This is a genomic window from Pseudarthrobacter sp. HLT1-7 (genome assembly GCF_059383435.1).
Map to the genome: position 1 here is coordinate 32,884 of NZ_JBWZCH010000008.1, position 12,351 is coordinate 45,234.

Here is a 12,351-nt window from a genome sequence, read left to right on the forward strand (position 1 = left end):
TGCTCGCCCCACGTTAACGACCCGGACCTCACGGACAGGTAGCCTTGCCCGGGAAACACTCCGCGCCCATCGTGCCACGAGGGCCTGCTCCCTACCCACTTTCCGTGGCGCCGCCGGCGCCCGGGCCGGAAAGGACACACGTGACCGACGCTGAGATCGAGGAACTGCGCGCGTTGCTGGAGCAAATCAACCGGCTGGGGCGACACCTCAGGCACGCCGAAACACGACACATTGACAGCATCACGGCTGTCCTTCCCCGCCACCGCGACAGCGCCCGGAACCTCATCCACTACACGGAGCTGCGCCGCCACGACATCCGTGATCTCCAGACCGGATTGGCAAAGCACGGACTCTCCTCGCTGGGACGCACCGAATCAAGGGTACTGCAAAGTGTCGACACCGTGGCCCGGACTTTGGCGCGGCTGGTGTCCGCGGATGCCGAGCCCGTGCCGGAGACTGATCTCATCGACGGCGAACAGCGGCTCGCCCGGAACGCAGTGAATCTGCTGGGCCCGGAGCCGGAGGAACGCGGCACGAGGATCATGGTCACGCTGCCCGGCGAAGCGGCTACGGACCCCAGGATTGTCCGCGGCATGATCGAGAGAGGTATGGACCTTGCCCGCATCAATTGTGCGCACGACACCCCTGAGACCTGGCGGCAGATGATCGGCAATATCCGTGGTGCAGAAGATGCCACGGGCAAGCGCTGCCTGGTTTCGATGGATCTGGCCGGACCCAAGTTGCGCACAGGGCCTATCCGCCCGGGCCCGCGCGCCCTCCGGGTAAAACCCGACCGGAACGAACGCGGTACAGTGACCGCGCCGGCCCGCGTGTGGCTTGGAAACCGGCCGGTGACGAGCCCCGCCCTCCCCATGATTCCCCTCGAGGACGACACCTGGACAGCAGCTCTGCGGGAAGGCCAAACGATCAGCTTCGAAGATGCACGCGGCGCCTCCCGCACCCTGGTCGTCGAGCAGGCAGGACCCGACGGCTGTCTGGCAGCCCTTCACGACACGAGCTATTTCGTGCCCGGGACCAGGCTCGCCGCCGCACCTGGACCTTCTTCTGGAAAGAAGGCCCGCCGCCAAGAATGGCCCGCCGCCATTGTCGGAGAACTACCGGCACGGGAACAAAGCTTCACGATCCGTCGCGGCGACACCATTATCCTCAGCAGCGACCTTACCCCCGCCGACAGCCACACCGTGGGCACCCACCGGATTGGGTGCACCCTCGCCAGCGTCTTCACGGATGTGAAGCCCGGAGAAAGGATCTGGTTCGACGACGGCAAAATCGGCGGAGTGATCACTGACGTTCGGGCCGGAGAACTGACGGCAGAGATCGTCTCCGCCGCCCCACGGGGCTCCCGGCTGCGGGCCGAAAAAGGCATCAATCTTCCTGACACCCGGCTCACGGTCACGGCGCTGACAGAGCAGGACCTCGCCGACCTTGAGCATGTCAAAGAACTTGCCGACATCGTCAGTATGTCCTTTGTCCGCAGCGCGGCCGACGTCCGTAGTCTCCTGGCCCACCTCGACGCCGAGCAGGACCGCGACCTGGACATCATGCTCAAGATCGAGACCGTAGCGGCGTTCGAAGCGCTGCCGGAAATACTGCTTGAACTAATGAAGTGGGCAGACGTGGGCATCATGATCGCCCGCGGTGACCTCGCTGTGGAGGCAGGCTTTGAACGGCTGGCAGAAGTCCAGGAGGAAATTCTCTGGCTCTGCGAAGCCGCGCACGTCCCCGTAATCTGGGCCACCCAGGTGCTGGACATCCTGGCCAGGACCGGTCTGCCATCGCGCGCTGAGGTGACCGACGCCGCCATGGCCCAGCGCGCCGAATGCGTCATGCTGAACAAGGGCCCGTTCATCAACGAAGCCATCAGCATGCTCGCGGACATATTGGGTCGGATGCAGGACCACACCCGGAAGAAACGCAGCCTGCTCCGCCGTCTCCGGGCCTGGGACCGCTGACCCCTGACGCTCTGGCCTGCCCCAAATCCTTGGCTGACGCCCCCATCGCGGCAGGGACAAGCTCCTGCTGCGCTGCCTTGCACCCGCGCCGCTGGCGTTCGGTTCTTGCTGCAGAGTGCGCCCCTGAAGTTCACCTTCGTCAGGTACCGTGGCACCGTGCAAGCGCTCCCGGATGGCCACCGCCGTACCGCGGCCCTCGGCGCGACGTTGACGGCAGAAGGCGCGGAGTTCGCGCTCGCCTCCACCACGGCCGCCGCAGTGGACCTGTGCCTGGTGGACGACTCCGGGGTCGAGACCCGACACCCCATGTCAGTGGAAGACGGGCTGTGGACGGCGCATCTGTCAGGGGTCGTCGCAGGCCAACGTTACGGCTACCGCGTCGACGGGCCCTGGGACCCAGCCCGGGGCCTCCGCCACAATCCGCAAAAGTTCCTGCTGGACCCTTATGCCAAGGCCGTCGATGGCCGGCTCGTGTGGGGACCCGAGCTGTATGCCTTCGACTTCAACGACCCGTCCAAGCCGGACCTCACGGACAGCCGACGCAACACGTTCGTGTCCGTCGTCGTCGACACCGCCTACGACTGGGGGACGGAAACCCGCCCCCGAACTCCTTTGAACCGGACCGTCATCTACGAGGCCCATGTCAGGGGCATGAGCAAGCTGCACCCGGACGTTCCCGCCGCCCAGCGCGGAACATTTGCCGGGTTCGCACATCCGTCCGTCGTAGCTCACCTCAATCGGATCGGCGTGACCGCGGTGGAACTCCTCCCGGTCCAACAGTTCGCCAACGACGAGCCCCACGACGGCAGGTCGAACTACTGGGGCTACAACCCCATCGGCTACTTCGCACCACACAACGCATACACGGTGGTAAGCGGGGCGGGTGGCACCGCGATGCCCGGCCACCCCATCTCCGGGGTACCACTGCCCGGCGGTCAGGTCACCGAGTTCAAGGACATGGTCAAGGCCTTCCACCAGGCCGGCATCGAGGTGATCCTTGACGTGGTCTACAACCATACCGGCGAAGGCGGAGCCGACGGACCTAACCTGTGCTTCCGCGGAATCGACAACGGGGCGTACTACCATCTGGTCCCCGGCGACGAGGCCCGCTACGAGGACTATACGGGCACCCGCAACACCCTGAACGTGGGGTCACCGACAGTCCTGCGCCTGGTGATGGACTCGCTCCACTACTGGGTGGAGGAGATGCACGTCGACGGTTTCCGGTTCGATCTCGCCCCTGCGTTGGCCCGCGCCTCGGACCGTGTCGACATGCTGTCCGCGCTTATCGAACTGATCGACTCCGACCCGGTGCTTGACGGGGTCAAGCTGATCGCCGAACCATGGGACCTCGGCCCCTACGGCTACCAGCTCGGCAACTTCCCGCCGCGGTGGATGGAGTGGAACGGCAAGTTCCGCGACGTCGTCCGCGACTTCTGGCGCGGCAGGCCGGGGGTCATGGCCGAGCTCGCGAACCGCCTGACAGGCTCCGCCGACCTCTACCAGGACGACGGCCGCCAGCCGAGCGCGTCCGTGAACTTCGTGACTGCACACGACGGCTTCACACTGCGGGACCTCGTCTCCTACGACCGCAAGCACAACACAGCGAACGGCGAGGACGACCGTGACGGCGGGTCCGACAACCGTTCCTGGAACTGTGGCGCGGAGGGACCCACCGCGGACTCCGGGGTCACCACCCTCCGCTCCCGCCAAATGCGTAACTTGATGATCACCTGCGTCCTCGCACAGGGAGTCCCCATGCTGCGCCACGGCGACGAACTGGGCCACACCCAGGGAGGCAACAACAACGCCTACTGCCAGGACAACGAGATCTCGTGGATCGACTGGGCCTCCGCCGACGAGGACATGATCGAGTTCACCTCCAAGGTCGTCAGGCTCCGCCGGGACTACCCTGTATTCCGGCGCCGCACCTTCTTCGATGGGAGGCCGGTGGCCCCGGCGGAGGGCATCAGGCTGCCCGACATCCTCTGGCTCAACGCCGATGGAACGCCCCGGACGGGGACCCAATGGGACCAGTCATGGGGAAAGTCCTTGGCCTGTTACCTGAACGGCAAGGCCGTACGGACCCGCCGGAACGAACCCGAAAACGACTTCCTCATAGTCTTCAACGCGTCATCCCATGACGTCCTGCACCAAACACCGACGGAGTACTTTCCCGCAGAGTGGGAGGTCGTCCTGACAAGTTGGGACGGCCCGGTGCCGGCAAGAATTCTGGCAGGCACCGAATACAACGTTCCTCGGCGCACCACCTGGATCCTCCGCTCCGTAGCGGAATAGCGCCGCCCCAAAGCGCAGGTCAGCCGCCCCCGTCACCTGATTTTCGTGGCAGGCGGAAGAGGGCTAGGCGGAATGAGCCCGGGACCCTGCCGGGGCTGCAGGGGTGCTGCTCTCCCCCACGATCACTGCCAGCACGCCGAGTCCGGCGTGGGCGGCCAGGACGGCCGGCAGGGCGCTGATTTGAGCCGCCGGGCACTCAGGCAGCAGAAGCGCCAGGCGTGCGGCAAGCTGCTCGGCCTCGGCCCGGTTGCCGAAATGATGTACCGCCAGCCGGGCCTGTCCGTTGGGGCGCGCGGCGGCATCGGCGGCCACGATTTGTTCCAGCCGGGTGATGGCCCTGACCGCGGACCGGACCTTTTCCAGCGGAATGATCTTGCCGTCCGTGACCGCCAGGATGGGTTTGATCGCGAACATGGTGCCCCAGAGCGACGCGGCCGCGCCGATCCGGCCGCCGCGGCGCAGCTGTTCGAGGCTCGGTACGTAGAAGTAGACCCGGGTGCGGGCCAGCCGTTCCTCGGCGAACGCCCGCACGTCCGCGGCGTTCCTGCCGTCGGCGGCAGCAACAACGGCGCTCTGCACACCCATGCCCTGTGCCATCCCGACGGTCCGTGAATCCAGGACCTCCACCGGGATGCCGACACGGGTGGCCGCGAGCCGGGCCGAGTCTGCGGTTCCGGAGAGTTCGCCGGAAATATGGACGGATACCACGGACTCGAAGCCACGCTGGAGTGCGGCAGTGTACGCCTGCTCGAACTGTCCGGGTGAGGGGCGTGAGGTTTTGACGGGAGTGCCGCTGGCGAGGGCCACGGCAATCGTGTCGGCAATGTCGTCTTCGCCCTCGCCGTAGATTTCCGCGCCCACCATCACGGGCATAGGCACCACCGTCAGCAGGCCGTTTTCGGTGAAGGCCCGCACCCAGTCGGCCGGCAGCGCGGCCGCGGAGTCCGTGACCACAGCGGTCCGGACGACGGCGGCGGTCGCCGCCTCGGGGACGGCGCCGGGCCGGGCGGCCTGCCGGAGCCGGACAAGGCGCTCCCTCAGCCACGGCCATCCTGCTGGTTCGCGGTCCGGCACGGGGCACCTCCTGCTGTGCTGATCTGGCGGCTGGTCAAAATGGAGTAGCCGGTTTGACCTGCCCGGCTACGCCGGGACGATGTTGACCAGTTTAGGCGCCCGTACGATCACCGTGCGGATTGCCCTGCCGTCGAGGGCTCGCCGGACGTTTTCCGAGGCCAGCGCCAGTCCGCGCAGTTCGTCCTCGCTGATGTCCGGCGAGACGTCCAGGCGGTCCCGCACCTTGCCCTGCACCTGGACGACGGCGGTGACCGTGTCCTGCACGAGGAGTGCCTCGTCGTGAGTGGGCCAGCCGGCGTTGGCCACGGAGGCCGGGTGCCCCAGCACGCTCCACAGGTCCTCGGCCGTGTACGGCGCGAAGAGGCTCAGAATCACCGCGACGGCCTCCGCTGCCTCGCGGACGGCCGGGTCTGCGCCGCCGGCTCCGCTGGCTGCATCTATGGTTTTGCGGGTTGCGTTGACCAGTTCCATCAGCTTCGCAACAACCACGTTGAACTTGTTGTTCTCCAGCAGGGCTTCGGCATCGGCGATGGTCCGGTGCGTGACGGTGCGCAGCGCACGGTCGCCGGTGGAGACGTCGACGCCGGGTTTGCTCGCCACGTCCTGCCCCAGGCGCCAGGCCCGGGCCAGGAACTTCGCGGAGCCCGACGGCGAAACGTCCGCCCAGTCGACGTCGTCCTCCGGCGGGGAGGCGAAGATCATGGTGAGCCGAACGGCGTCGACGCCGAATTTGTCCAGCTGCTCGCTGAGGTCCACGCCATTGCCCAGCGACTTGCTCATGGCCTTGCCGCCGTTGAGGACCTGGCCTTGGTTGAGCAGGGCGCTGAACGGCTCGTCGGCGTCGATCATGCCGAGGTCGTGGATGACCTTGGTGAAGAACCGCGCGTACAGCAGGTGCAGGATGGCGTGCTCCACGCCGCCCACATACTGGCCCACCGGCATCCAGTCGTTGATTTTGGCCGGATCGAACGGACCGTCGGTGTACTCCGGGGAGACAAACCGCAGGAAGTACCAGGACGAATCCACAAAGGTGTCCATGGTGTCCGTGTCGCGCTTGGCCGGGCCGTGGCAGCCGGGGCACTCGACGTTGACCCAGCTTTCGACGGCGGCCAGCGGCGATGTGCCCTTCGGGGACAGGTCTTCGCCACGCAGGTCCGCAGGCAGCGTGACCGGCAGTTGATCGTCCGGCACCGGGACTTCCCCGCACGAGGGGCAGTGGATGATCGGGATCGGGGTGCCCCAGAAACGCTGCCGGCTGAGCAGCCAATCACGCAGGCGGAAGTTGACGAACTTCTCCCCCGTGCCCTGCTGCTGCAGGATCTCGATCGCGGCCGGGATGGCTTCCGCCTTGGGCAGTCCGTCCAGGGCGCCGGAGTTGATCAGCGTTCCCTCGCCGGTGGTCGCGGTGCCGGTCACGGCGGGATCCTCCACCCCGGTGTCCAGCACAGTCCGGACCGGCAGCCCGAAGGTGCGGGCGAAGTCGAGGTCACGCTGGTCGTGGGCCGGGACAGCCATGATCGCGCCGGTGCCGTAGTCGGCCAGCACGTAGTCGGCCGCCCAGACGGCCAGCCTTTCGCCGTTCAGCGGGTTGATGGCGTAGCGGCCGGTGAAGACACCGGTCTTCTCCCGCTCCGTGGACTGGCGTTCGATTTCGGAGAGCGCCTTGACCTGTTCGCGGTAGGCGTCCAGGGCAGCGGCGTGTTCGTCCGTGACCAGTTCGAGGGCCATCGGCGCATCCGCGGCGACGACGAAGAACGTGGCGCCGTACAGTGTGTCGGGGCGGGTGGTAAACACCGTGACGTCCCGGGCGGGCTTGCCGCCGTCGGCCTCGATCACGAAGCTGACGTGGGCGCCTTCGGAACGGCCGATCCAGTTCTTCTGCATGGCCAGGACACGCTCGGGCCAGTGGCCGCGCAGCTCGTCCATGTCATCGAGCAGCCGGTCGGCGTACTCGGTGATTTTGAAGTACCACTGGTTCAGGGACTTCTTGGTGACGGGGGTGCCGCAGCGCTCACAGGCACCGTTGACCACCTGTTCGTTGGCCAGCACGGTCTGGTCCTTGGGGCACCAGTTGACCGGGGAATCCTTGCGGTACGCCAGGCCGCGCTCGTAGAAGCGTTTGAACAGCCACTGGGTCCAGCGGTAGTACTCCGGGTCCGAGGTGTGGATGCGGCGGGACCAGTCGGCGGAGATGGCGTAGCGCTTGAAGGACGCCGCCTGGGTGTTGATGTTGGCGTACGTCCATTCGCTGGGGTGGGCGTTGCGCTTGATCGCCGCGTTCTCCGCCGGCAGCCCGAAGGAGTCCCAGCCGATAGGGTGCAGTACGTCGTAGCCTTGCTGGCGCAGGTACCGCGCGACGACGTCGCCCATCGCGAACGCTTCGGCGTGGCCCATGTGGAGGTCGCCGGACGGGTACGGGAACATGTCCAACACGTAGCGGCGTTCCCTTGAGCCGTCGTCCAGCGGCGTGAAGACTTTCAGGTCATCCCAGACCTGCGGCCATTTGGCCTCCATCGCCGCAAAGCTGTAGGCACCCTCGTCGGGGCCCTCCGCCGCGACTGCGGGTGTTCCGGTCTCTGTCTCCGGCTGAACGCTCACTGCTGGCCTCTTCTGTTCTTTCAAGCTTCACGGTGTTCAAAACCTCACGGTCAGGCTTTGTCCTCCGGCGACGGTTTTGCCCCGCCCCGGCACTTGTGCCCAGGACCCTGCTGCCGGCCCGGAAACAGCCCGGACACACAAAAGCCCCTCGACATGGAGGGGCTGCCGCACGGCACTGCGAGTTCTCGCCGGGACGCCGGGCGGCTAGCCAAACAAGAGGATCGCACGCACACGACTACTTTAGCGCTTCCGGCCGGATCCCGGGGAAACGGTAGCGGTATCGCAGCAAAGCGGCTGTGGCCGTGATTGGCACCGGATGTAACAGCACGGGAATATCCGGGTGTCCGCGAACTCAAATTGTTACAAATTCATCACCTGCAGGCGAGCTGTACTTACAGCACTATCTGCTAAAGCGGAGTTGCGTAGCCACAATTCAGAACCAAGTACTCGACTGACCCGATCACGTAGCTTCTGGGCACGGTCCAAGTATCGTTAGTATCCGGTGCAGGTAAATTCATTTCGCGTACTGAATTTACTCGGATCCGACGGAAAGAATGAACCGGAAACGGCAGTGAACCCCTATTTTCTGCGCCTTGCCAAACGGGTCGAATAGGAACACTATTCTCTCAAGATCTCGTGGGGGGATCCTGTGGGGGGATTCGCATAGGTCTCGGGTTGAGGAGCCTGATATGTATCTCTTGCGTAGTTCTGCCCTGCAGCAATTCAACAATCTGCCCGTGCACCGCCGCGCATCCGGCGGCCGCCAGGAAGAGGGCTAGCCATGTTTGGCTGGGTTACCCGCTTCAGTCTGCAATTCCGCATCCTGGTTCTCGCCCTCGCGGCGGGCCTCATTACCTTCGGCGTCGTGAACGTCCCGCAAATGGCGGTGGATACGATGCCCGAGTTCGCGCCGGCGCACGTTGAGATCCAGACGGAGGCCCTGGGCCTTTCCGCTGTTGAAGTGGAACAGCTCATCACCTCCCCGATGGAAGCGGACCTCCTCAACGGCGTGGCCTGGCTGGACGAGATCCGTTCCAAGTCGGTGCCGGGGCTGTCATCAATCGAGCTGATCTTCGAGCCTGGCACCGATCTGCTTCGCGCCCGCCAGCTGGTCGCGGAGCGCATGACGCAGGCGCACGCCTTGCCGAACGTTTCGGCACCACCCCTGATCATGCAGCCGCTTTCCTCCACCAGCCGCGTGCTGATGGTCAAGATGAATTCCAAGCAGCTCTCCGGGATCGAAATGTCGGTCCTGGCCCGGTGGAAGATCAAGCCGCGGCTTATCGGCATTCCGGGTGTGGCCAACGTTTCCATCTGGGGCCAGCGCGAACAACAACTCCAGGTCGAGGTCACTCCGACCCAGCTGCGGGACAAGGGCATCACCCTTGAACAGATCATCAAGACTGCCGGCAACGCCGTATGGGTTTCCCCGTTGAGCTTCCTCGAGGCTTCGACACCGGGCACCGGCGGTTTCGTGGAGTCACCCAGCCAGCGCCTCGGCATCCAGCATGTCCTGCCGATCCGCACCCCGGCGGACCTCTCCAAGGTCAGCGTTGAGGAATCGATCCCGGCGATGCTCCTGGGCGATATCGCCCAGGTCAAGGAAGACCATCAGCCCCTGATCGGCGACGCCGTCGTCGGGCAGGACGCCGGCCTCATGCTGGTCGTTGAGAAGTTCCCCGGAACCAGCGCCCTGCAGGTCACCGAGAATATCGAGGCCGCTCTGAAGGACATGGAGCCCGGCTTGACCGGCATTACGATTGACACCACCGTTTTCCGCCCTGCGACTACCGTCCAGGAATCAGTCAACGGCCTGAGCCTGGCGCTGTTGCTCAGCCTCCTGATCGCCGTGGGGCTCTTCTGGCTGCTGTTCCGCTCCTGGCGGGTCGCCGTGATTGCCCTCGTGGCTATCTCGACCACCGTCCTGGCCGCCGCTGTGGTTCTCTACTCGCAAAGCGCCACGCTTAATATCACTGTCCTGGTCGGCATCATCCTCGGCATGTCGGTCATTGTGGGAGACATCGTAGAAGACATCCAGGCACAACGACGCCGGCCGCTGGTCACCACGGCCACTGAAACCGACGCCACGCTGCGCTCACGCATCGTCCACATCGTCGGCGGAGTTCGCACGCCCCTGTTCCACGCCTCCCTCATCATGGTGATAGTCCTCATTCCGACGCTGTTCGTCACCGGGATCGGCGGCTCCTTCTTCCAGCCACTGTTCTGGTCCCTGGTGCTGGCCCTTGCGGCCGGATTACTCGTCGGGATCTCCCTCACTCCGGTCCTGGCCCAGATGCTCCTCCCGCGCGAGACAGCTCCCCGGCAGGAAGTCGCTGCCGCCGGACGCGCAAGGGCCTACTACGACCGCGCACTCAACGGTGTCCGTTCCCGCCGAGCCCTCGGCCTGGTCTCCATTGCTGTCATCGGGGTCCTCGGCCTTGCCGCCGGATCCCAGCTGCTCGGCAACCGGCCAGTCGTTCCCACCCTGCCGGACAGGACTCTGCTGGTCCAGTGGGACACCATGGCCGGCACCTCCAATGACGAGGTCCGCCGGATCGCGTCCAAAGCCTCCGACGAACTCCGGGCCCTCCCCGGGGTATCGGGAGTCGGCGGGCACATCGGTCGCGCCATTTCCTCGGATCAGGTGGTCGGAAACAGTTCAGCCGAACTCTGGGTGTCAATCGCGCAGAACGCGAACTTCGGCGAGACGGAGCAGGCGGTTCGGGACGTGGTCCAGGGCTACCCGGGCATCGCGAACAACGTCCTGAACTACTCCCAGCAGAAAATCGGCGCTATGCGCAACAGCATGGAACCGGGCTTCGCAGTCCGGGTCTACGGCACGGACATGCCGGTCCTGCGCGAAAAAGCCGAAGAAGTCCGCAAGGCAATGGAGGGTATCAGCGGGGTAAAGAACCCGAAAATCAATGCCACCACCAAGACTCCCATCGTGGAGATCGAAGTTAACCTTGAAGCGGCCCAGAAGGTTGGCATCAAGCCCGGTGACGCCAGGCGCGCCGCGGCTGCACTGATGCAGGGAATCGTCGTCGGCAACCTCTTTGAGCAGCAGAAAGTTTTCGAAGTTGTTGTTCGCGGTGCGGTCAATGTCAGGGATGACATGACGAGCATCCGTGAACTGCTCCTCGACACCCCCGGCGGCGGCCACGTCACGCTTGGCGAGATCGCCGCGGTCCGGATGGTCCCCAACGAAGTTGTCATCATGCACGATGACACCTCACGGCGGATCGATGTCGTAGCGGATGTAAGCAGCCGGCCGCTGGCGGATGTACAACGCGACATTGAAGCGGCAGTCAAGCAGATCCAGTTCCCGCTTGAGTACCACGCCGAGATCCCGAAGAAATACAGCGAGGTGCAGGCTGCCGACGCTGTGGTGCTCTGGCTTGGAGTGGCCGCCCTTCTGGGCGTACTGCTGCTGCTCCAGACCGCAGTGCGGAGCTGGAAACTGGCCCTCGCCGTTTTCCTGGCAATGCCCGCGGCGCTGGCCGGCGCGGCGGTGGCTGCCTGGCTTGGCGCAGCGACGCTCTCCTGGCTCTCACTGACCGCCTTCGCCGTAGTGCTGGCCATGGCGGCCCGCAATGCGGCCCTCCTGTCCGCTCGAGTCGACGAGCTGTGGCGGGCCATGCCGCAGACGTCGCACGGGCGGATCGTTGTGATGGCGGCCCGGGAACGGCTGTCGCCGGTCCTGAAGTCCGCACTGATCACGGCGGTGGTCCTGATACCACCCGCTGTATTGGGCGGTACCGTCGGCCAGGCTGTCGTCGCCCCGATGTTGCTGATCATCGCCGGGGGCACCGTGACCGCTACGCTCGTGGCGCTCTTGGTGTTCCCTCTGCTGACACTTTGGTTCGGTCCCCGCACCGCACCGGAAGAATGGTCAGAAGTCTACGAATCAGAGATCCCGGTTCAACCCGCAATGCAGGAAAAGGTGGAAGTAAAATGACCAGCCAAAAGCCCCAACGGCGCCTGCCTCTTGCGGCCGCTGTCTGTGCAGCCCTTGTGTTCTCCCTCGCGGCGTGCGCTCAGCCCTCGGTAACGCCTGCATCGGTTGCTGAGGCCCCCGCCAAGGTGGAGAAGAACGCTACCACCGGCATCGCGAAACTGACCCTGACCCAGCGAGGCGTGGAGCGGCTCGATCTGAAGACCGAGCCGGTTACGGCGGGCACCGGAACGGACGTGCTTCTGCCCTACGGCGCCCTGATGTACGACGCCAATGGTAAGACCTGGGTGTACACCAACCCCACCCCGCGGGTTTATGAGCGCCAGGCGGTCGCCGTCACCAAAGTCGAAGCAGGCGTGGTCACGGCCACCGCGGGCCCCGCCGTGGGGACTGCAGTGGTAACGGTAGGCGCGCCTGAACTGTTCGGCGCCGAGTTCAATACGGGCAAATGAC

General features: G+C 65.3%; 6 protein-coding genes. 4 read left to right on the forward strand and 2 right to left on the reverse strand.

All coding sequences use genetic code 11. The features are described from left to right. Positions 1-140 precede the first annotated feature (140 nt). Complete coding sequence (locus AC50X6_RS09800) at positions 141-1,973, forward strand: pyruvate kinase (RefSeq protein WP_494966035.1); 1,833 nt, start codon at positions 141-143, stop codon at positions 1,971-1,973. A gap of 156 nt (positions 1,974-2,129) precedes the next feature. Continuing rightward, positions 2,130-4,271: a glycogen debranching protein GlgX gene (gene glgX, locus AC50X6_RS09805; RefSeq protein WP_494966036.1), complete on the forward strand. Its 2,142-nt coding sequence runs from the start codon at positions 2,130-2,132 to the stop codon at positions 4,269-4,271. A gap of 63 nt (positions 4,272-4,334) precedes the next feature. Here the strand turns inward: glgX and AC50X6_RS09810 are convergent, their stop codons facing one another. Both AC50X6_RS09810 and leuS read right to left on the reverse strand, forming a co-directional pair. Further along, on the reverse strand, positions 4,335-5,345 hold the full coding sequence (locus AC50X6_RS09810; RefSeq protein ID WP_494966037.1) for a DegV family protein: 1,011 nt from the start codon (positions 5,343-5,345) through the stop codon (positions 4,335-4,337). A 66-nt stretch (positions 5,346-5,411) separates the two neighbouring features. After that, entirely contained in the window at positions 5,412-7,943 is a 2,532-nt protein-coding gene (gene leuS / locus AC50X6_RS09815; RefSeq protein WP_494966038.1) for a leucine--tRNA ligase, read from the reverse strand. A gap of 781 nt (positions 7,944-8,724) precedes the next feature. Between leuS and AC50X6_RS09820 the strand changes: the two genes are divergently transcribed. Then, complete coding sequence (locus tag AC50X6_RS09820; protein WP_494966039.1) at positions 8,725-11,901, forward strand: efflux RND transporter permease subunit; 3,177 nt, start codon at positions 8,725-8,727, stop codon at positions 11,899-11,901. Next, positions 11,898-12,350: a hypothetical protein gene (locus tag AC50X6_RS09825; RefSeq protein ID WP_494966040.1), complete on the forward strand. Its 453-nt coding sequence runs from the start codon at positions 11,898-11,900 to the stop codon at positions 12,348-12,350. Before AC50X6_RS09820 ends, AC50X6_RS09825 begins: the two co-directional genes overlap by 4 nt. The last annotated feature ends 1 nt before the right edge of the window (position 12,351 follow it).

What these genes read in the sequence shown, in the direction of transcription:
- AC50X6_RS09820 (WP_494966039.1), top strand. Translation starts at nt 8,725, where the DNA reads ATGTTTGGCTGGGTTACCCGCTTCAGTCTGCAATTCCGCATCCTGGTT.
- AC50X6_RS09825 (WP_494966040.1), top strand. Translation starts at nt 11,898, where the DNA reads ATGACCAGCCAAAAGCCCCAACGGCGCCTGCCTCTTGCGGCCGCTGTC.